Annotated in this window: 19 protein-coding genes; 5 read left to right on the forward strand and 14 right to left on the reverse strand. The window is 69.7% G+C overall.

Annotated features, from left to right (window positions below):
• Nucleotides 1-25 precede the first annotated feature (25 nt).
• Together BLT36_RS00935 and BLT36_RS00940 are read left to right on the forward strand one after the other, a co-directional pair.
• Nucleotides 26-1,063 (forward strand): DUF817 domain-containing protein, encoded by a 1,038-nt coding sequence (locus BLT36_RS00935; protein WP_092091130.1) that lies wholly within the window; start codon nt 26-28, stop codon nt 1,061-1,063.
• A 31-nt stretch (nt 1,064-1,094) separates the two neighbouring features.
• Entirely contained in the window at nt 1,095-1,967 is an 873-nt protein-coding gene (locus BLT36_RS00940; protein WP_092091132.1) for a Bax inhibitor-1/YccA family protein, read from the forward strand.
• A 604-nt stretch (nt 1,968-2,571) separates the two neighbouring features.
• Here BLT36_RS00940 and guaA read toward each other — a convergent pair.
• Genes guaA through BLT36_RS00965 form a run of 5 tightly spaced genes read right to left on the reverse strand, consistent with a single transcriptional unit; the run spans nt 2,572 to nt 7,406 of the window.
• Nucleotides 2,572-4,170 (reverse strand): glutamine-hydrolyzing GMP synthase, encoded by a 1,599-nt coding sequence (gene guaA / locus BLT36_RS00945; protein WP_092091134.1) that lies wholly within the window; start codon nt 4,168-4,170, stop codon nt 2,572-2,574.
• Complete coding sequence (locus tag BLT36_RS00950) at nt 4,167-4,613, reverse strand: DUF3817 domain-containing protein (RefSeq protein ID WP_254787262.1); 447 nt, start codon at nt 4,611-4,613, stop codon at nt 4,167-4,169. The genes guaA and BLT36_RS00950 overlap by 4 nt, the downstream gene beginning before the upstream one ends.
• Before the next feature lie 10 nt (nt 4,614-4,623).
• A complete protein-coding gene (locus BLT36_RS00955) occupies nt 4,624-5,403 on the reverse strand; it encodes an SURF1 family cytochrome oxidase biogenesis protein (protein WP_092091138.1) in 780 nt (259 codons plus the stop codon).
• A 5-nt stretch (nt 5,404-5,408) separates the two neighbouring features.
• Nucleotides 5,409-6,872: a cation:proton antiporter gene (locus BLT36_RS00960; RefSeq protein ID WP_092091140.1), complete on the reverse strand. Its 1,464-nt coding sequence runs from the start codon at nt 6,870-6,872 to the stop codon at nt 5,409-5,411.
• Between the two features lie 3 nt (nt 6,873-6,875).
• Nucleotides 6,876-7,406, reverse strand: a complete 531-nt coding sequence (locus BLT36_RS00965; RefSeq protein WP_092091142.1) for a cation:proton antiporter regulatory subunit — start codon at nt 7,404-7,406, stop codon at nt 6,876-6,878.
• Between the two features lie 75 nt (nt 7,407-7,481).
• On the opposite strand from BLT36_RS00965, the gene BLT36_RS00970 reads away from it, so the two are divergent.
• Nucleotides 7,482-7,985, forward strand: coding sequence for a hypothetical protein (locus BLT36_RS00970; RefSeq protein ID WP_139166305.1), 504 nt, complete (start codon nt 7,482-7,484; stop codon nt 7,983-7,985).
• A gap of 87 nt (nt 7,986-8,072) precedes the next feature.
• Here the strand turns inward: BLT36_RS00970 and BLT36_RS00975 are convergent, their stop codons facing one another.
• The 7 genes from BLT36_RS00975 to BLT36_RS01005 all read right to left on the reverse strand — a co-directional run bounded on the left by BLT36_RS00975 (nt 8,073) and on the right by BLT36_RS01005 (nt 15,622).
• Nucleotides 8,073-9,935 carry a glycerol-3-phosphate dehydrogenase/oxidase gene (locus BLT36_RS00975; protein WP_254787481.1) on the reverse strand — a complete coding sequence of 621 codons (1,863 nt, stop codon included), beginning with the start codon at nt 9,933-9,935 and terminating at the stop codon, nt 8,073-8,075.
• Between the two features lie 103 nt (nt 9,936-10,038).
• Nucleotides 10,039-11,160, reverse strand: a complete 1,122-nt coding sequence (locus tag BLT36_RS00980) for a GuaB3 family IMP dehydrogenase-related protein (protein ID WP_092091148.1) — start codon at nt 11,158-11,160, stop codon at nt 10,039-10,041.
• Between the two features lie 82 nt (nt 11,161-11,242).
• Nucleotides 11,243-11,428, reverse strand: coding sequence for a hypothetical protein (locus BLT36_RS00985; protein WP_092091150.1), 186 nt, complete (start codon nt 11,426-11,428; stop codon nt 11,243-11,245).
• Between the two features lie 127 nt (nt 11,429-11,555).
• Nucleotides 11,556-12,407: an ABC transporter ATP-binding protein gene (locus BLT36_RS00990; protein WP_092091152.1), complete on the reverse strand. Its 852-nt coding sequence runs from the start codon at nt 12,405-12,407 to the stop codon at nt 11,556-11,558.
• A complete protein-coding gene (locus tag BLT36_RS00995; RefSeq protein WP_092091154.1) occupies nt 12,404-13,291 on the reverse strand; it encodes an ABC transporter ATP-binding protein in 888 nt (295 codons plus the stop codon). The genes BLT36_RS00990 and BLT36_RS00995 overlap by 4 nt, the downstream gene beginning before the upstream one ends.
• Complete coding sequence (locus BLT36_RS01000) at nt 13,284-14,270, reverse strand: branched-chain amino acid ABC transporter permease (protein WP_092091156.1); 987 nt, start codon at nt 14,268-14,270, stop codon at nt 13,284-13,286. The genes BLT36_RS00995 and BLT36_RS01000 overlap by 8 nt, the downstream gene beginning before the upstream one ends.
• An 11-nt stretch (nt 14,271-14,281) precedes the next feature.
• Nucleotides 14,282-15,622 (reverse strand): branched-chain amino acid ABC transporter permease, encoded by a 1,341-nt coding sequence (locus BLT36_RS01005; protein WP_368086360.1) that lies wholly within the window; start codon nt 15,620-15,622, stop codon nt 14,282-14,284.
• Between the two features lie 345 nt (nt 15,623-15,967).
• On the opposite strand from BLT36_RS01005, the gene guaB reads away from it, so the two are divergent.
• Nucleotides 15,968-17,470, forward strand: coding sequence for an IMP dehydrogenase (guaB, locus tag BLT36_RS01010; protein ID WP_092091158.1), 1,503 nt, complete (start codon nt 15,968-15,970; stop codon nt 17,468-17,470).
• Nucleotides 17,471-17,526: 56 nt separating this feature from the next.
• Here guaB and BLT36_RS01015 read toward each other — a convergent pair whose 3' ends face one another.
• The gene (locus tag BLT36_RS01015; protein ID WP_092091160.1) at nt 17,527-18,327 is read right to left on the reverse strand and encodes an SDR family oxidoreductase; all 801 of its coding nucleotides are present in this window, start codon (nt 18,325-18,327) and stop codon (nt 17,527-17,529) included.
• A gap of 195 nt (nt 18,328-18,522) precedes the next feature.
• Here BLT36_RS01015 and BLT36_RS01020 point away from each other — a divergent pair, with 195 nt between their 5' ends.
• Complete coding sequence (locus tag BLT36_RS01020) at nt 18,523-19,857, forward strand: ABC transporter substrate-binding protein (protein ID WP_092091162.1); 1,335 nt, start codon at nt 18,523-18,525, stop codon at nt 19,855-19,857.
• A gap of 183 nt (nt 19,858-20,040) precedes the next feature.
• Here BLT36_RS01020 and rarD read toward each other — a convergent pair whose 3' ends face one another.
• Nucleotides 20,041-21,003 carry an EamA family transporter RarD gene (gene rarD, locus BLT36_RS01025; RefSeq protein ID WP_092091164.1) on the reverse strand — a complete coding sequence of 321 codons (963 nt, stop codon included), beginning with the start codon at nt 21,001-21,003 and terminating at the stop codon, nt 20,041-20,043.
• Between the last annotated feature and the right edge of the window lie 24 nt (nt 21,004-21,027).

Genomic DNA, 21,027 nt, shown 5'->3' on the forward strand with positions numbered 1-21,027 from the left:
CGGCGTCGCCGGTGAACATCGCCCCATGACCGTCCGCTCCCTCTCGACCGCCGTCGAACACCGGATCGACCTCGCGGCGAGGCGCATGCTCGACGCCGGCCACCAGCCGCACCGCCCCGTCCGCCTGGTCGTCACCGAGTTCCTCGTCTTCGGCGCGAAGCAGGCCTGGGCGTGCACCTTCGGGGCGCTGCTGCTCGCCGCGATGGCGATCGCGCACCTGACCGTGCCCGTCGGCGCCCGCAACGACGTGCTCACCGTCACCGCGGTGCTGCTGCAGGTCGCGATGCTCGTCTTCGGGCTCGAGACCGTCCGGGAGCTCCGCGTCGTCCTGCTCTTCCACCTGGTCGGCACCGCGATGGAGGTCTTCAAGACCCACGTGGGCTCGTGGACGTACGAGCCGTCGGGAGTCCTGGTCGTCCTCGGCGTCCCCCTGTTCTCCGGGTTCATGTACGGCGCGGTCGGTTCGTACATGGTCCGGGTGTACCGGCTGTTCGACCTGCGCTTCGAGCGCTACCCGCGTCAGTGGATCCTCGCCGTCGTCGCAGCCCTGGTGTACCTGAACTTCTTCGGGCACCACTTCGTCTGGGATGCCCGGTACGTGCTGCTCGGAGCGGTCGCGCTGCTCTTCGCCCGGACCATGATGCACGTGCGGATCCACCGGACGGTACTGCGGATGCCGGTGCTCGTCGCGATGGGGCTCGTCGCGCTGTTCATCTGGTTCGCCGAGAACGTGGCGACGTGGGCGGGCGTGTGGTCGTACCCGGCACAGGCCGCGGCGTGGCACCCGGTCGCGCCCACGAAGATCGTGGCCTGGCTGCTCCTGATGGTGATCTCCGTCGCGCTGGTCACGTGGGTGTACCCGGCGATCGGGCCTGGAGGCGCGGATCGCCGCTGTCCCGCCGCACGCGTCCGTCAGACGGCTGGCGCACGGTCGGCTGGTTCTCGACGACTTCGGGGCGGGCGCGCAGCGGATCCCCATAGGCTCGCTGCGTCGAGGTCCTCCGGGACCGCTTCCGCTCGCCGCGAATCCTCAGCCTTCCGCGACCGAGCGCCCCTAGGCTGAGAGGACTCGAATCTCCAAGGAAGAGGACACCATGGCCTTCAAGCCCGGTTTCGACCAGTCCCCCGCCTTCAACAACCAGGGGCCCAACACCTGGGGCGGGCGCGGCGCTGGTCAGCAGCAGGCCGGCTGGGGACAGACCCCGCAGCAGGCACAGGGCGGCATGACGCCCGAGCAGCTGCAGTACATGTACGACCGTCCGGCAGCCAGCACGGTCGACACCGACCGCATGTCGTACGAAGACACGATCGTCAAGACGCTGCTCGCCTTCGGCGTGCTGATCGTCGGCGCGGTCGCCGGCTGGAACCTGCCCCCGATCGTCTGGATCATCGGCGCGGTCGTCGGGTTCGTCCTGGCGCTCGTCAACACCTTCAAGAAGAAGCCGTCGCCGGGCCTCATCCTGACGTACGCCTTCTTCGAGGGCCTCTTCGTCGGCGGCATCTCGAACTTCTTCGAGTACAACTTCACCGAGACGGGCGGGATCGTCGCGCAGGCGGTGTTCGGCACGCTCGGGGTGTTCGCGGTGACGCTGCTGCTGTTCCTGTCGGGCAAGGTCCGTGCCACCCCCAAGGCAACCCGGTTCTTCCTCGTGGCGATCGTCGGGTACATGGCGTTCTCGCTCGTCAACCTCGTCCTGATGTGGACCGGCGTCACGCAGTCCGCATTCGGTCTCATGGGCATGACGCTCTTCGGCATCCCGCTCGGCGTCCTCATCGGCATCTTCGTCGTGGTCATGGCGGCGTACTCGCTGATCCTCGACTTCGACCAGATCAAGACGGGCGTCCAGCGCGGCGCTCCGAAGATCTACGCGTGGACGGCGGCCTTCGGGCTCATCGTCACCCTCGTGTGGCTCTACCTCGAGATCCTGCGCATCCTCGCCATCATCGCGAGCAGCCAGCGCAACTAGCGGCCAGCGCAAGAACGGCTTCGACCCGAAGGGCCCCGGCGAACACGCCGGGGCCCTTCGTCGTCCCCGCGGTGCCGGGGCGGCGGGCGCGGCGCGGGCGGGCGGGCGGGGCGGGCGCCGAGCGGGCCGAATTCGTCACGCTCGCCGTCGCCCGGCGGCGCGTCGCGCCCGCTCGGCATCGCGCGAGCGGCGGGTCCTGCCCGCTCGCGGGGGGACGGCGGCGGGCGGCTGGCAGCTGGTGGCTGGCGGCCGGCGGCGGGCGGCGAGCGGCGAGCGGGCCAAGTTCGTCACGCTCGCCGTCGCCCGGCGGCACGTCGCGCCCGCTCGGCATCGCGCGAGCGGCGCGTCCTGCCCGCTCGCGGCGGCGGGCGACGGGCGGCCGACCGCGGACGGCGGACGGCTGACGGCCGACCGCGGGGGGCGGCGGCGGCGGCGGGCGGCTGCCGGCTGACCCCGGCCGTGAGATCGCACTTCGACGGGGAATGCGCGCGGCAATGCGTCACCAAGTGCGATCTCGGCGACGCCAGGAACGCGAACGCCCGGGCGGGAACGCGAAGGGGCCCGGCACGCGTGACGCGTGCCGGGCCCCTTCACCGTGGGAGGACTACTCCCACTCGATCGTCCCCGGCGGCTTCGACGTGACGTCGAGCACGACCCGGTTCACGTCGGGCACCTCGTTCGTGATGCGGTTCGAGATCTTCGCGAGGGTGTCGTACGGCAGGCGGGTCCAGTCGGCCGTCATGGCGTCCTCGGAGGAGACCGGACGGAGCACGATGGGGTGCCCGTACGTGCGGCCGTCTCCCTGGACACCGACGGAGCGGACGTCGGCGAGCAGGACGACCGGGCACTGCCAGATCTCCTCGTCGAGGCCGGCCGCGGTGAGTTCCTGGCGCGCGATCTTGTCCGCGGCGCGGAGCAGTTCGAGCCGGTCCTTGGTGACCTCGCCGACGATGCGGATGCCGAGCCCCGGGCCGGGGAACGGCTGGCGGCCGACGATGACCTCGGGCAGCCCGAGTTCGCGGCCGACCGCACGGACCTCGTCCTTGAACAGGGTGCGCAACGGCTCGACGAGCGCGAACGTCATGTCGTCGGGGAGGCCGCCGACGTTGTGGTGCGACTTGATGTTCGCCGTACCGGCGCCACCGCCGGACTCCACGACGTCGGGGTAGAGGGTGCCCTGCACGAGGAACTCGACCTCGCCGGCGTCCGACCCCTCGGCCGACTCGGCGCGGGCCTCGAGCACGAGTGCCTCGGCCGCGCCCTCGAACGTGCGGATGAACTCGCGCCCGATGATCTTGCGCTTCTGCTCCGGGTCGCTGACGCCGGCGAGGGCGTCGAGGAACTGCTGCTCGGCGTCGATCGTGATGAGGCGCACACCGGTGGAGGCGACGTAGTCCTCTTCCACCTGCTTGCGCTCGTCGGCGCGGAGGAGCCCGTGGTCGACGAACACGCAGGTCAGCTGGTCACCGATGGCCTTGTGCACCAGTGCAGCGGCGACGGCGGAGTCGACTCCACCGGAGAGCCCGGCGATGACCCGCGCGGACCCGACCTGCTCCTTGATGCGGGCGACCTGCTCCTCGATGACGTTCGCGGAGTTCCAGTCGCCGGGGAGCCCGGCGGCCCGGTGCAGGAAGTTCTCGAGCACGGCCTGGCCGTACACGGAGTGCTTCACCTCGGGGTGCCACTGCACGCCGTAGAGCTTGCGCTCGTCGGAGGCGAACGCGGCGACGGGTGTGGACGGGCTCGACGCGAGGACCTCGAAGCCCTCGGGCGCCTTCGCGACGGAGTCGCCGTGCGACATCCAGGTCACCTGGGACTCGGGCTGGCCACCGAGCAGCACGCTGCCGGTGCCCGTGCCGTTGACGTCGACTGCCGTGGAGCCGTACTCGCGCAGACCGGTGTTCGCGACTTCGCCACCGAGCGCGGTCGCCATCGCCTGGAAGCCGTAGCAGATGCCGAGCACGGGGACGCCGAGCTCGAGGATGCCGCCGTCGAGAGTCGGGGCTCCGGTCTCGTAGACGGACGACGGACCGCCGGACAGCACGATGGCCGCGGGGTCCTTCGCGCGGATCTCGTCCGCCGTCATCGAGTGCGGGACGATCTCGCTGTAGACGTTCGCTTCACGGACCCGTCGCGCGATGAGTTGCGCGTACTGGGCCCCGAAGTCGACGACGAGGACGGGACGCTGTTCGGTCTCGCTCACCGAGCGGCCTCCTTCTCACGCTGCTGTGCAGCGGTCAGCTCGTGGTAGGTGTCCATGGCGATCTCCTGCATGCGGTGCTCGACCACGAACGACATGAACGGGATGATGCCCCCGAGGGCGATGAGCAGGAAGCGGATCGGCTTCCAGCGCATGATGCTCCACAGACGGAAGTCCGTGAAGAGGTACAGCACGTAGAGCCAGCCGTGGGCGATGAGGATGCCGATCGACAGGTTGAAGGTGCCCGGGTCCTTGCCCGCGGTGCCCTCCGGCACGAAGAACGCACCACCGCCGAGCTGCATCTCGAGGTGCAGCGGCGTGTACTTGATGAGCATCTCGAGCACCAGGGCGAGCAGCAGCACACCGGTGATGTACGCGGAGACGCGGTACCACTTCACCGCACCCGGGATCTTCGGGATGTCGCGGGTTCGGACGGTCAGAGCCATATCGGCCATCCTACCGTCGGAGCGCAGCGGCTTCGGCGGCGAGCTCGGCGGCTTCGCGGGCCTCTTCCTGCTCGCGCTCCCACGCGTCCTTCACGAACCGGTACCAGAGGAACACGGCGAACCCGGCGAAGACGACCCACTCGATCGCGTAGAAGAGGTTGAGCCAGTCGAACTGGACCTCTCTCGTGGGGGCGCGGTCGGCGATGGTGCCGAGGCCCGCCGCCTTGGCAGTGGTGCCGTCGGCGACGACGTACCCGAGGTACATCCGGTCATCGAACGCCTTCCACGTGTTCACGAACCGTGCCGGGGCGACCGCGGAGTACTCGCCCTTGTCGTAGGTGTCCTGGTCGGGCGACTCGGCGGGGTAGTACCGGCCCTCGACGGTGACCTCAGCGCCGTCCGCCAGCCGGTCCCCACCGGCGACGGCGTCCTTCCGCTGGTCCGACCAGCCGATGACCACGGGGATGCTCCCGCCGTTGCCGGAGTCCACGAGGTGCCCGACGGTCTGGTACGTCCCACCGCCGCTCCGCCCGGTCAGGACGGTGGTGTCACCGGCGACGAACGTGCCCGTGACGGTGACCTTCTGCCCCGCGAGCGACTCGGTCGCGGGTTTCATGGGCCCCGTCACCGCGTCGAGCGTCTTGCGGGTCTCGGTGGTCGCCGGCAGTGGCTTGCCGTTGGCGATGCTGCGCTCGAGCTGCCACTTGCCCAGCCCCGCGAACACCGCCGCGAGCACGAGCGCCAGCAGCAGCAGCGCGATCCACCTCGGTCGTCGGGCAACGGCCCACATTCGTATCAGTACTCCGGATCGCGCTGTCGGACCGGGCGTTCAGGGCGCTCGGCGGGGATCTCGACCGGGGACGTCACGGGTTCGGACGTCGACGCATCGGATGCCTCCGGGGACCCATTGTCCCGCTCTTCCCTGCCCGCTGCCTCCACGAGGGCGAACTCCTCCGCGAACTGTCGGTCCCGCTCGGCCCGGCGGAGCGCAGCGGCATCGGCGGCATCGGCCTCTGCCGCTTCGGTGGCCTCGGCAGCGGCGGCAGCGGCGACGGCGCGACGGCCACCGAGGCGCGAGCGCAGCCGGACGAGCCGGGCGGGCCGGATCACGAGGCGCCCGATGCGGTCGGAGTTGACGGCGAGGAGCGGCCCGAGGATCGCCATCACGAGGACGTAGAGGCCCGCGAACGCGGTGATCCGTGCCTCGAGCCCCGCGGCCGCCGAGAGTGTCGCCAGGATCAGCGCGAACTCGCCGCGGTTCACCAGGATGACGGCGGTGTTGATGCCCTGCTGGACGTTGAAGCCGTTCATCCGCGCGACGAGCTGCCCGGCGATCGCGTTGAGCGCGACGGTCATCCCGATGGCGCCGAGCACCGGCCAGAGGACCTCGCCGAACGTCGACAGGTCGAGTCCGAGGCCGAAGTTGACGAAGAAGAACGCCGCGAACACGTCGCGCATCGGCAGGGCGAGCTGCTCGATGCGGTCGCGGTACCGGGTAGCCCCGCAGAGCAGTCCGATGACGAACGCGCCGATCGCGTCGGTGACGCCGAGCAGGTCGCCGATGCCGCCGAACATCACGGCGAGGCCGAAGAACAGCACCGTGAACAGTTCGTCGTCACGGGTCGCGAAGAGCTTCGACACCCACTTGCCGGCGAACCGGGCGAGGGTGAACATGACGATCAGGAACCCGAACGCCAGTGCGAGCTTGCCGACCACCGCCCAGGCGTTCGTGTCGCCGGACAGCACCACGGAGACGATCGCGAGGTAGATCGCGATGAAGACGTCCTCGATCACGGTGACACCGAGGATCATCGGCGTCTCGTCGTTCGCCAGTCGCCGCAGCTCGATGAGGAGCTTCGTGACGATCGCGCTCGACGAGGTCGCCGTCATCCCCGCGATGATCAGGGCTTCTCGGGTGCCCCAGCCGAGCGAGAACCCGAAGGCGAAGCCCACGCCCATGTTGATGGCGACGTAGGTGCCCCCGGACACCAGGAGCTTGCCGGCGTTGCCGTAGAACTCCTCTTGGTCGAACTCCAACCCGAGGTTGAACAGGAGCAGGATGAGCCCGAAGGTCGCGATGAGCTCGATCGTGTGGGACTCGACGTTCAGCCCGATCCACGGGGTGTGCGGGCTCGCGATGAGCCCGACGACCATGTAGATCGGGATCGCGGGCAACCCGATCGTCTTGCCGAGGCGTCCGAGGACGTAGGCGATGAGGAACAGGATGCCGATGGTGAGCAGCTCACCACCCAGGTGCACCGGCTAGCTCCGGGGCGGCGCCTCGGCAGCCGCCGACGCGAGCTGTCCGCTGCGGTAGAAGGAGAACGCCTTGGCGACCTTCTCGGGCGCACCGGCGACCACGATGGTGTCGCCCGGGAACACGACGAAGTCGGACGACGGGGCCGGGTTGGCGCTGTCGCCACGGACCACGGCGACGACGGTCAGGCCGATGAAGCCGGAGTCGTGCAGGTCCCCGAGGGGCTTGCCCGCGATGGCGTCGTCGTAGTCGACGGAGAACCAGTCGATGGAGAGGCCCGGGATCTCGTCGAGCTTGTCGAGGCCCTCGGTGATGCGGGTGCCGCCGAGCAGTTCGGCGAGCGTGTGTGCTTCGTCCTCGCTGAGGCGCAGCGAGACCTTCTCCGACTTGTCCGCGCCGTCCGAGACGTCCGCGAAGGAGATGAGGTCGGAGTGACCCGACCGGTGCGTGATGACACCGCACTTGCCACCGTCGTCGGTGTAGAAGCTGTGCAGCACGCCGACTCCGGGGAGTTTGACGCGATGGACGTCGACCATGATGGCTCCCTTTTCGAGTACCCCGATGATAACCACCGGGGGCGTCCGCGCATTCCGCTCACTACAGTTCTGTGGATGGGGAGAACACGGATCGTCGTGGCGGTCGTCGGGGTCCTGGTCGTGACGCTGTACGCAGCGCTGCTCGCGGTGCAGCAACTCGTGCTGGATCCGCTCGCGGCGGTGCCGGGCTCCTCGCTCGGCGCGATCCACGCGCACCTCGAGCGGCAGGGGTTCGACGTCCGCGGTGACGTGGTCGCCGTCCTCGTCACCGCGTCGATCGGCGTCGCCCTGGCGATCACGGTCGCGATCCTCACGCTGTGGCGGCGCGTGGAACCGCACTTCGTCGTCGCCTGGATGCTCGGGATCGTCGCGGCGGGCGCGGTCCCGTTCTTCCTCGCCGGCTTCCAGCTCGGCATGGACGTCGCGGACGGGTACGGCGTCAGCGGCGGCGCGCACACCGCCTGGGCCGGTGTCCTCTACGGCACCAGTGGGATCGCACTGGTCGCGATCCCGGTGGTGATCGTGTTCGGCGAGCGCCGCCGTGCCCTCCGGACCGCGTCGGAGACGCAGGTCGGCTGACGGGGGCGGGTCGCGCCTCCAGGCAGTCGACAGCCTGGAGGCGCGACACCCGTCGTCGACGCCACCCGCGTCCGACCCGGGTCCGGTTCAGTTCGGTTCGGTGGTCTTCTCGCCGATCACCTGTTCGTCGGACGCCTTCGCGCCCTCCGCGGACCCGCCGCCGGTCGGCGCGCCGTCGACCTTCACGTCGTCCTCGTCGAAGCCGAACGCGATGTCCGGCGCCTCGAGACGGACGCGGTCCGCCGACTCGTCGTCGGGCTGCAGCTGCGACTCGCGCTCGGCAGCGACCCGCTTCAGGTAGTTCGACACCTCGTTCTCGGTGGTCTCCTGGTCCCAGCCGAGGACGTCCGCCATGAGCTTCGCGGCGACGGGCGCGGCGGACTCGCCACGGTCCCAGGCCTCGATGGAGATGCGGGTGCGGCGGGCGAGGACGTCCTCCAGGTGGAGCGCCCCCTCGTGGGAGGCGGCGTAGACCACCTCGGCACCGATGTAGTCGTCGGCCCCGGGCAGGGGTTCGGCCAGGGACGGGTCCTGCTTCACCAGCTGCAGGACCTCGGTCGCGAGGGTCCCGTAGCGGTTGAGGAGGTGCTCGATCCGGACCTTGTGGACGCCGAACGAGCGGGCGGTGCGACCGCGACGGTTCCACGCGGCGGGGTATCCCTCGGCGCCGAGCAGCGGGATGTCCTGGGTCGTCGACGCGGGGATCTTGCCGTCCATCGCCGCGACCGCCTCGTCGATGGCGTCCTTGCCCATCACACGGTAGGTCGTCCACTTGCCGCCGGCGACGACGACGAGCCCCGGGACCGTGTGCGCCACGACGTGCTCGCGGCTGAGCTTCGACGTCTGGTCGGACTCGCCGGCGAGGAGCGGCCGGAGTCCGGCGTAGACACCCTCGACGTCCTCGCGGGTGAGCGGGACGGCGAGCACCTTGTTGACGTGCTCGAGGATGTAGTCGATGTCCGCCGCGGTCGCCGCCGGGTGCGCCTTGTCGAGGTACCAGTCGGTGTCCGTCGTGCCGACGAGCCAGTGCCGGCCCCACGGGATGACGAAGAGCACGCTCTTCTCGGTGCGGAGGATCATGCCCGTGTTCGACTGGAACCGGTCGCGGGGGATGACGAGGTGCACGCCCTTCGACGCCCGGACCTTGAACTGCCCGCGGGTGCCGATCATCGCCTGGGTGTCGTCGGTCCAGACGCCGGTCGCGTTGACGACCTGCTTCGCCCGGATGTCGAACTTCTCGCCTGTCTGGATGTCGTGCGCGTGGGCACCGACGACGCGTTCCCCGACCTTGATGAACCCCTCGATGCGGACGCGCGCTGCGGCGTGGGCACCGTACGACGCGGCCGTGCGGACGAGCGAGGCGACGTACCGGGCGTCGTCGACCTGCGCGTCGTAGTAGGTCATGCCGCCGACGAAGGCGTCCTTCTTCAGGCCCGGCATGTTCCGGAGGACCTGCTTCCGGCTGAGGTGCCGGTGGTGCGGGACGCCGGGGGGACGGCCGCCGGACCAGCTGAAGACGTCGTACATCGCCATGCCGATGCCGATGTAGAAGCGCTCCCACACGTGGTGGTTGAGCGGGTAGAGGAAGCGGACGGGCTTCACCAGGTGCGGTGCGATCCGCTGCAGCAGGAGCCCGCGTTCGATGAGGGCCTCCCTGACGAGCGCGAAGTTGAGCTGCTCGAGGTAGCGGATGCCGCCGTGCACGAGCTTCGACGAACGGCTCGACGTCCCCGAACCCCAGTCGCGGGCTTCGACGATCCCGACGCTCAGGCCGCGCGTGACGGCGTCGAGCGCACTGCCCCCACCGACGATGCCGCCGCCGATGACCAGGACGTCGAGCTCCTTGGTCTTCATGACCTCGATCGCGGCCGCGCGTTCGTCGGGGCCGAGCTTCGCGGCCGGGTCGAACCCCACCCCCGGTGCGGCGCTCTCCGCCCGCGCGGGCCGCATCGCGCTCGTCGTGCTCGTGGTGCTGCTGGTCGTCTTCGCCATCGTCGCCTCCGTGCCGGGACGGCGCCGAGGTGTCACCCGCGACGCTGCACGGGTGCCACCGTCACTGCTGGTGGTACGGCGCCACGACCACTTCTACTCGCTGGAACTCCTTGACGTCGGAGTATCCGGTCGTCGCCATCGACCGACGCAGTGCGCCGACGATGTTCGCGCGGCCGTCCCACGTCGGGGTCGGACCGTTCAGGACGTTCTCGAGCGGGCCGATCGTGCCCACCTCGACCCGGCGACCGCGGGGCAGCTCCGGGTGGTGCGCCTCGGCGCCCCAGTGGAACCCGCCGCCCGGCGCCTCGGCCGCACGGGCCAGGACGGTGCCGAGCATCACGGCGTCGGCGCCCATCGCGATCGCCTTCACGACGTCGCCCGCGGTGTCGAGCCCGCCGTCAGCGATGACGTGCACGTATCGGCCGCCGGACTCGTCCATGTAGTCGCGGCGAGCGCCGGCGATGTCCGCGACGGCGGTGGCCATCGGGGCGTGGATGCCGAGGGCGGCCCGGGTGGTCGACGCAGCGCCGCCGCCGAAGCCGACGAGGACCCCCGCGGCGCCGGTGCGCATGAGGTGCAGCGCCGCCGTGTAGGTGGAGGCACCGCCGACGATCACGGGGACGTCGAGCTCGTAGATGAACTTCTTGAGGTTGAGCGGCTCGGTGTTCTGCGAGACGTGCTCAGCGGAGACCGTGGTGCCGCGGATCACGAACAGGTCGACACCGGCGTCGACGACGGTCTGCGAGAACTCCTGCGTACGCTGCGGGCTGAGCGACCCGGCGACGGGGACCCCGGCGGCACGGATCTCGGCGAGGCGCGAGGTGATCAGCTCGGCCTTGACCGGCTCGGAGTAGATCTCCTGCATGCGCTTCGTGACGTTGCCGTCGGTGAGCGTCTTGATCTCGTCGTAGTACGGGGTCGGGTCCTCGTAGCGGGTCCAGAGCCCTTCGAGGTCGAGCACGCCGAGCATGCCGAGCTTGCCCATCTGGATGACCGTGGCCGGCGAGGCGACGGAGTCCATCGGGGCCGAGAGGATCGGCGACTCGAACGTGAACGCGTCGATCGACCACTGCACGCTGACGTCGCGCGGGTCGCGCGTCCGACGCGAAGGGACCACCGCGATGTCGTCGAACGCGTACGCCCGACGTCCGCGCTTGCCAGCACCGATCTCGACTTCACTCACCGGGCAAGCCTATCGGTCGTGTCCCCCGGGTGACACGGGCGGCCGGTACAGCAGCCGGTGCAGCGCGCCGCCGGCGGGGCCGTCAGCGCCGCGGCCGGGCGCGGCGCTTCCGGAGCGTCCGCAACACGAGTCCGAGCAGGAGCGCGAGCACGACGAGCACTCCGAGGAGTGCCGCGGCGACCTTCACGAGCAGCGCGGCCCCGATGAAGAGCACGGCGAAGACCACCCAGACGAGGGCGTCCGCAGCGACCGTCGAGAACCTCCGCACGTCCGGAACGATACCGGGCGGTGCTCCGCGTCGAGGAGCGGGGCCGTGCGGCGCTGAGCGTCCACGCACGACCCCACTCGGTGCGGATGTCGCCCCCACAGCGGCACCCGCGGTCGACACCACTCGCTCAGCGAGCGGAGTCGACGTCCTTGGCGAGCGTTCCCAGGTACAGCTCGATGACCTTCGGGTCGTCGGCGAGCTCCTTCCCGGTGCCCGAGTACGCGTTCCTCCCCTGGTCGAGCACGTACCCACGATCGCAGATCTGCAGACAGCGTCGCGCGTTCTGCTCCACCATGACGATCGACACACCGGCCTTGTTGATCCGGCGGGTCCGGATGAAGGTCTCGTCCTGCCGCACGGGCGACAGTCCGGCGGACGGTTCGTCGAGCAGCAGCACCTTCGGGTCCATCATCAGCGCCCGCGCCATCGCCACGGACTGCCGCTCGCCGCCCGACAGCGACCCGGCACGCTGGCCCTTGCGCTGACCGAGGACGGGGAACAGGTCGTAGATGACCTCGAGGCGTTCGGCGAACTTCCGCGGCCGCAGGTACAGGCCCATCTGCAGGTTCTCCTCGATGGAGAGCGACGGGAAGACGTTGTTCGTCTGCGGGACGAAGCCGACGCCGGCCTGCACGAGCTTGTTCGCCTTGAGGTTCGTGATGTCCTCGCCCTGCAGGGTCACCGAGCCCTCACGGATGGACACGAGGCCGAACAGCGCCTTGAGGAGCGTCGACTTGCCGGCACCGTTCGGGCCGATGATGCCGATGAGCTCGCCCGGGTAGCAGTCGAGGTCGCAGCCGTTCAGGATGTTCACCCCCGGCAGGTAGCCGGCCACGAGGTTCTTGGCGCTCAGCACGGGCTCGCGTTCCAGCGTGGCCGTCCCGGCCGGCGTCGCCGCCGGCGTCGCCGCCGGCGTCGTGGCCGCTTCTTCCGGACTGGAGGCGCTGCTCGCCCTGGTCGGCTCGCTTGCGTCGGTCATCGGGTCGCCTCCTGCTCGTCTTCTTCCGCTACTTCCTCGGCCAGCTCCTCGTAGGTCTCCTCGGTCAGGAGCGAGTCGTCACCGAGGTCGGTGTCGTGGTGCGCACCGAGGTACGCGTCGATGACCGCACGGTCGTCCATCACCGTGTCGGCCGGCCCCTCGGCGACGACCTTGCCCTCGGCCATCACGACCACCCAGTCCGAGATGTGCCGGACCATGTGCATGTCGTGCTCGACGAACAGCACGGTCATGCCGTCGTCGCGGAGGGACTGGATGTGCCCGAGGAGCGACTGGGTCAGCGCCGGGTTCACGCCGGCCATCGGTTCGTCGAGCATGATCATCGTCGGGTCGGACATGAGCGCCCGGGCCATCTCGAGGAGCTTCCGCTGGCCACCGGACAGGGAACCCGCGTAGTCGTCCCGCTTCTCGAGGAGCTTGAACCGGGCGAGGAGGTCCTCGGCCTTCGCGGTGATCTCCCGCTCGCGCTTCGCCCACACGGGCTTGACGAGGGCGGCGAAGAAGTTCTCGCCGGGCTGGTCGCGGGCGCCGAGCAGCATGTTCTGCATCACGGTGAGGCGGCTCAGCGCCTTCGTGAGCTGGAACGTCCGGACCATGCCCTTGTTGGCGATGTGGGTCGCACTCGTCTTCTGCAGCGTGGTGCCGTCGAAGCGGGTGGTCGCACCGGCGCTCGGCTTGTCGAACCCGGTGAGCAGGTTGAAGAACGTCGTCTTGCCGGCGCCGTTCGGACCGATGAGGGCCGTGATCGTGCCGCGCTGGACCTCGAGGTGGTCGACGTCGACGGCGGTCATGCCACCGAAGCGGCGGGTGACGTCGTCGACGACCAGGATCGGGTCGGACTTGGTGTGGGCGTACGTCTCAGACACTGAACGTCAGCTCCTTCTTGTTGCCGAGCAACCCCTGCGGACGGAACACGATGAGGAGCATGAGCGCGACGCCGACGAGCACGTAGGAGAACTGCTCCGCCTGCTGCGCGTTCATGATCGAGTTCGGGATGAAGTCGCCCGCGATGGTGCGGATGAACAGCCGGAGGACGAAGAACAGCACCGAGCCGAGCACCGGGCCGAACACCGTCGCCGCACCGCCGAGGATGAGCGCGGTCCAGATGAAGAACGTCATCGAGCGGCCCATCGCGTCCGGCTGCACCGAGCTCGGCAGGACGTAGATGATGCCGGCGAGGGCGCCGAGCGCGCCACCGAACACGAGCGCCTGCATCTTGTACGAGTAGACGTTCTTGCCGAGGGAGCGGACGGCGTCCTCGTCCTCGCGGATGGCCTTCACGACACGACCCCAGGGGCTGCGCATGAGCAGGAACAGCACGAGGGTGAAGAGGGCGACGAGGCCCCACGCCGCGATGCGGATCCACCAGCCGTTGACACCGTTGTTCGAGTACGTGAACCACAGGATCGTGGTGGTGCCGTCGGGCAGGGGGCTGAGCGCGTTGAACGGGTCGCGGTAGCTCGACCCGGTGATGCCGTTCGAGCCGCCGGTCGTCGTGGTGAGGAGACTCGAGCGTCCCACCATGCGGATGATCTCGGCGCCGGAGATCGTGACGATCGCCAGGTAGTCGCCGCGGAGCCGCAGGGTCGGGATGCCGAGGATGATCGCGAACACGATGGCCACGAGCAGGGCGACCAGGACCGCCATCACGAACGGCAGGCCGTTGGTGATCGAGATCGCGAAGCCGTACGCGCCGAGCAGCAGGAACGCCGCCTGGCCCATGTTGACCAGGCCGGTGAGTCCGAAGTGGACGTTGAGGCCGATCGCGGCGAGCGCGAACGCGGCCGTGGTCGGGGCGAGGGCCTCCTGCGTGAGCGAGGAGAGCAGGGTGAGGATGTAGTCCATGGCGGCGCTCCTTAGCCGATCCGCTCGGCGCGACCGAAGATGCCCTGCGGCCGGAACAGCAGGATGAGGATGAGGATCACGAGGGCGGTGGCGTACTTGAAGTCACCGGGGAGCACGAGGTTCGTCAGCTCGACGACGATGCCGATGATCATCGACCCGACGAGGGCGCCGTACGCGGTGCCGAGGCCGCCGAGCGTGACCGAGGCGAACATGAGCAGGAGCAGCTGGAGACCGGTCTGCCAGTTCACGCCGTTCAGGACGAGGCCGAGCATCACGCCGGACAGGCCGGCGAGGCCCGCGGCGAGCGTCCAGACGAACCGGATCACCCGGTCGACGTCGATGCCGGACGCGCTGGCCAGCGCCGGGTTGTCCGAGACCGCCCGGGTGGCGCGGCCGAACCGGGTCTTCGCGAGGAACAGCCCGGTGGCCACGAGCACGACGAGCGCGATCGCCATCGCCACGTACGACTGCACCGTCAGCGTGACGCCCGCGAACGCCACCGTCTCCGGGTTGCCCTGCTGGATCCGGACGGTCGAGGCGCCGAAGAAGTACTGGAACGCGTACTGGGCGGCGATCGAGAGGCCGATCGTCACGATCATGAGCTGCGTCAGGCTGATCCGCTTCCTCCGCAGCGGCCGCCAGATCCCGGCGTCCTGCAGCCACCCCGTGGCCGCGCAGAGCAGCGTGACGACGATGCCCGTCAGCCAGATGTTCCAGCCGAGCTGGTTCGCGAACAGGTAGGCCAGGAGCCCACCGAGGGTGACCTGCTCACCGTGCGAGAAGCTCGACAGCCCCGTCGTGCCGTAGATGAGCGACAGGCCCACCGACGCGAGCGCGATGAGGAGCCCGAGCCGGATGCCGGACGCGAACTGCTGCCAGGCACGCGCGGCGGTGACGCTCGTCGCCGCGTCGGTCGTGGTCGCACCCTTCTGGTCGGAGAGCTGGAAGATCTGCCCGACGTTGGCGTTGAGGCTCGCCGTCACCTTCCGCTCGGCGTCCGCGGCGTTCGTCAGGTACTGCCCCTTCGGCAGCGTGTCCTGGTCGACGGCGACCGTGTAGGCGCCCGGGGTCTCGACCCGGACCGACCAGCGACCGGTGTCCTGCGTCGTCGCGGTCTGCGCGAACCCGCCCGGACCCGTGACGTCGACGGCGACGCCCTCGACCGGCTTCCGGTCGGAGTCGGTGATCGTGCCCTGGATGCAGCCGTTCGTCGGGCTCACCGTGCAGGGCTGGGTGCTGGCGGGTGCGCTCGACGCGCTGCTGGTCGGGGCCGGGGTGGCGCCGACCGCCGGCAGCGTCACCGCCCAGTCGATGAGGAAGGTCGCCAGGAACGCGGCGACGAGCACGGCCATGGTGACCGTTCGCCAGCGTCCCGGGCGGAGGCGGAACCGGCGCAGCAGCACCGGTCCCGGAGGAGTGATGGATCCCACGGAAGAGCCTCTCGTTCGGATGTCGAGTGACGCTATGGGGATTGTGTGTCACCCGTGTTTCCATCACGTTCCCTGTGTGATTCGTGCCGGAACTGTGACCCTGTGGAGGAAGGGCGGACACGCCGGGGCCGACCCGCGCCTCCAGGCCGTCCACGGATGCCGACCGCCGGAATGCGGAAGAGGTCGTGCGCGTTACCATGGTCTATCCGGAACCCGTCGCTGCGTTCCCGGTGTCTCGACCACTTCACTCGCCCACGAAGGGGACCCATGGACCAGCCGGATCCGTTCGGATTCATCGGACTCACGTACGACGACGTCATGCTCCTGCCCGGGCACACCGACGTCATCCCGAGCGAGGCGTCCACGACGTCCCGGCTCACCAAGCGCATCGAGGTCCACGTCCCGCTGCTCTCCGCGGCGATGGACACCGTGACCGAGGCCCGCATGGCCATCGCGATGGCCCGCCAGGGTGGCATCGGCATCCTGCACCGCAACATGTCGATCGCCGACCAGGCGGCCGCGGTCGACAAGGTGAAGCGGTCCGAGTCGGGCATGATCACCAACCCGGTCACCACCACCCCGGACGCCACCGTGGCCGAGGTGGACGCGCTCTGCGGCCAGTTCCGCGTCTCCGGCCTGCCGGTGGTCGAGGGTGACGGCACGCTCGTCGGCATCATCACCAACCGCGACATGCGCTTCGTGGCACCGTTCGAGCAGCAGACCACGCTCGTGCGCGACGTCATGACGAAGACCCCGCTCGTCACCGCCCCGGTCGGCATCGACCCGGACGACGCCGTCGCGATCTTCGCCGAGCACAAGATCGAGAAGCTCCCGCTCGTCGACGAGGCGGGCCGGCTCAAGGGCCTCATCACCGTCAAGGACTTCGACAAGAGCGAGCAGTACCCCGACGCCACCAAGGACGAGGGCGGCCGACTGCGTGTCGGTGCCGCGATCGGCTTCTTCGGCGACGCCTGGCAGCGTGCCACCGCCCTGCTCGAGGCCGGCGTGGACGTGCTCGTCGTCGACACCGCCAACGGCGAGAGCGAAGGCGTGCTCGACATGGTGCGCCGCATCAAGGCCGACCCGGCGTTCGCCGGTGTCGACGTCATCGGCGGCAACGTCGCGACCCGTGCGGGCGCCCAGGCGCTCATCGACGCGGGCGTGGACGCCGTCAAGGTCGGCGTCGGTCCGGGCTCGATCTGCACCACGCGCGTCGTCGCGGGTGTCGGCGTGCCGCAGGTGACCGCCGTGTACGAGGCCTCCCTCGCCGCACGCGAAGCCGGCATCCCGATCATCGCCGACGGTGGTCTGCAGTACTCGGGCGACATCGCCAAGGCCCTGGTCGCCGGAGCGGACACCGTCATGCTCGGGTCGCTGCTCGCCGGCACCGACGAGTCCCCGGGCGACCTGGTCTTCGTGAACGGCAAGCAGTTCAAGGCGTACCGCGGGATGGGCTCCCTCGGAGCGCTGCAGACCCGCGGCAAGAAGACCTCGTACTCGAAGGACCGCTACTTCCAGGCCGACGTCCCGTCCGACGACAAGCTCATCCCCGAGGGCATCGAGGGCCAGGTTCCCTACCGTGGCTCGGTGGCGAACGTCGTCTACCAGCTGGTCGGCGGCCTGCGGCAGTCGATGTTCTACGTCGGTGGCCGGACCGTGCCGGAGCTCAAGGCCCGCGGCAAGTTCGTCCGCATCACGGCTGCGGGGCTGAAGGAGTCGCACCCGCACGACGTGCAGATGGTCGTCGAGGCGCCGAACTACAGCCGCTGACCCCCGGCACCACGAGACGCCCCGTTCCGTCAGGAGCGGGGCGTCTCGTCGTCTGACTAGGCGCTGCGCCAGCCGTTCGAGGTGATGTGCGAGCCACCGTGCGGGCCCATCTGCAGCATCCCGCCGTCGACGGGCAGGGACACGCCCGTGATGTACGACGACGAGCGGGAGGCCAGGAACGCCACCGCGGCCGCGATCTCCCACGCGTTGCCGGGACGGCCGAGGGGGACACCCGGGCGGTCGATGGTGTGCGGGTCCTCGTCCTCCGCGCCGGTCATCCGCGTCGCGATCTCACCCGGGGCGACGGCGTTCGCGGTGATGCCGTACTGCGCGAGCTCGATGGCGATGGTCTTCAGCAGTCCGCCGAGCCCGTGCTTCGCGGCGTCGTACGCGCTGGAGCCGTACCGCGGCTGGTGCTCGTGCACGCTCGTGATCCCGATGATCCGTCCGCCGCTGCCCTGCGACACCATGTGCTTCGCCGCCGCCTGGATCGTGACGAACGCCCCGTCCAGGTCGGTCGACACGGTGTGCCGCCACTGGTCGAGGGTCATCTCGAGGAAGGGTGCGTTGTCGCCGGTCCCGGCGTCGGCGACGAAGACGTCGACGCCGCCGAGCTGCTCGGCGAGCCGGTCGACGACCCGTGCTGCCGAAGCGAGGTCGGTGACGTCGATCTGCTCGACGAACGCCCGACGTCCGAGGGCGCGGACCTCGCTGGCGGTCTCCTCCGCGCGCTCCGGCTCGGACAGGTACGTGATGCCGACGTCCATCCCGGCGGTGGCGAGTGCGACGGCGGTCGCGCGGCCGATGCCGGATTCGGAACCGGTGACGATGGCTCTGGTGGGTTCGAAGTCGCTCATGGGCCGGAAGCTAGGCGGCCGCACCAGAGCGGCCCTCCAGACGATCCACAGGACGCACGAGGACGTCGTCGCGTCACGGCTGGGTAACGAAACACTTTGCGTACCACCCCGTCACACGGCTGAAACACCCCGCCCATACGTTCTCTCACATCCCCAGCGGGACCTGAGGTTCCGCGCAGAGAAAGGGCTCCACGGATGATCAGAACCACCCGTGCCACAACGGCACTGGCAGTGGCGGGAGCGGCGGCGCTCCTCCTCGCCGCCTGTTCCACCACGAGCGGCGGCTCCTCACCGTCCTCCTCCGCGTCCGGCGGCGCGAAGAAGGACCCGGCCGCCAGCTGCAAGGCCCCCGACACCCCCGGCACGGAGGCGCTGAAGATCGGCACGATCCTCCCGCTGACGGGGTCGCTCGCGTACCTCAACCCGCCCGCCGAGTCCGGTGTCGGGCTCGCGGTGTCGGACATCAACGCCGCGGGTGGTGTGCTCGACAAGGACGTCACGATCTCGCCGGCCACCGACTCGGGTGACAGCAACGACATGACCGTGTCGAGCTCGGCCGCGACGAAGCTCGTGAACGCGAAGGTGCCGGTCGCGATCGGCGCGGAGTCCTCCAGCGTCACGCTCAACGTCATCGACCAGCTGACGAGCAACTGCATCGTCGAGATCTCCCCCGCGAACACCGCGTCGGACCTCTCCGGTTACTCGTCGTACTACTACCGGACCGCTCCGCCGGACTCGGTGCAGGGTTCGGCGCTCGGCCAGCTCGTCACGGGCGACGGCAACGCCAAGGTCGCGTTCCTCGTCTTCAACGACACGTACGGCACCGGCCTCCGCAACACCGTCCAGAAGGCCATCGAGGACTCCGGCGGATCGGTCGTCTACGGCGGCAAGGGCAAGGGCCAGGAGTTCCCGCCCGGCCAGACGACGTTCTCGTCCGAGGTCACCGCGGCGCTCGCCACGAAGCCCGACGCGATCGTGGTCCTGGCGTTCGACGAGACGAAGTCGATCATCCCCGAGCTGAAGTCGCAGGACGCGAACCTGTCGACGGTGTACATGTCCGACGGCAACACGGCGGACTACTCGAAGGACTTCGACAAGGGCACGCTGACGGGTGCGCAGGGCACGATCCCCGGCGCATCCCCGAAGGACGACTTCAAGAAGCAGCTCGCCGCCTTCTACAAGAAGTCGTCCGGCAAGGACCTCGCCGACTACTCGTACGCGGCGGAGTCCTACGACGCCACCGTCCTCGCCGCCCTCGCAGCGGTGAAGGGCAAGGGCACCGACTCGGGCACGATCCAGGCGAACATGGCCGCGGTCTCCGGCGCGGACGGCGGCACCGAGTGCTCGACGTTCACAGCCTGCAAGGACCTGCTCGACAAGGGTGAGGACATCCACTACACGGGTCCGTCGGGCATCGGTCCGTTCGACGACAACAACGACCCGTCGAGCGCCTACATCGGCATCTACAAGTTCGACGGCGACAACAAGCCCGTCTACCAGAGCGCGATCCAGGGCGCCGTCAAGAAGTAACCAGCACCACCGGTCCCGAACTGGGCCCGAGTCTCGGCTGCACGACGCCGAGACTCGGGCCCAGCGACGTTTCTCGGGGTCGGCGGCGCGAGAAACGTCGGTGAGCGCGAGACTCGGCCCGGCGGGCGCGGGCTGGTCCGGCGGGCCCGGCGGGCGGCGGCCTGGAGGCGCGGTGCCCGCCCGTCAGACCGGCTCGGCCGCGGTGGGTGCGAGCGCTCGGCGCCTCGTGGCACGGGCGGCCGCGAAGGAGTCCACCGTCAGGATGACCAGCGCCACCCAGACGATCCCGAAGCCGAACCAGCGCGACGCGGACATCGGCTCGTGCTGGACGACGACGCCGACGAGCAGCTGCATGATCGGCGCGAGGTACTGCGTCAGCCCGAGCGTGGACAGGCTCACCCGCCGTGCCGACGACGCGAAGAGCAGGAGCGGCACCGCGGTCGCCGGCCCGGTCAGCAGCGTGACGAGGACGTGGAGCCAGCCCTCGCTCGTGAACGTCACCCCGCCGCCGATGCCGGTCACGCCGAGGACGACGAGCGCGACCACCGCGATCGGCAACAGCCAGACCGTCTCGATCGTCAGGCCGCTCAGGGCGTCCACGGTGCCGCCGACGCGCTTCTTGACCAGTCCGTACAGGCCGAACGAGAACGCTAGCGCCAGGGAGATCCACGGCATCCGGCCGTAGCCGACCGCGATCACGACGACCGCCACGACGCTGATCCCGACCGCGGTCCACTGCGCCGGCCGCAGGCGTTCACGGAGCACCAGGACGCCGAGCGCGATCGTGACGAGCGGGTTGATGAAGTAGCCGAGCGCCGCCTCGACCGTGTGACCCGTGGTGGTCGCCGCGACGTACACGGTCCAGTTCACCAGGATGAGGACCGCGGCCAGCCCCATCACGAGCATCACCCGCCGCTGCGCCATGAGGGTGCGGGTCCGGAGCCACGACCGGGTCACCGCGATCGCGACGGCGCAGAACACCAGGCCGAAGACGATCCGCCACGCGACGATCTCGAACGCGCCGGCGGGGGCCATCGCCGCGAAGAGCAGCGGCATGAGTCCCCAGAGGCCGTACGCGACGATGCCCTGGACGACGCCGACGGATGCCTCGCTGCGGGCCGGACGCGCCGGGGTCGGTTCACTCACGGATCCATCCTAGGAAGGCGCACC

The organism is Curtobacterium sp. UNCCL20 (assembly GCF_900101675.1).
GTDB lineage: Bacteria > Actinomycetota > Actinomycetes > Actinomycetales > Microbacteriaceae > Curtobacterium.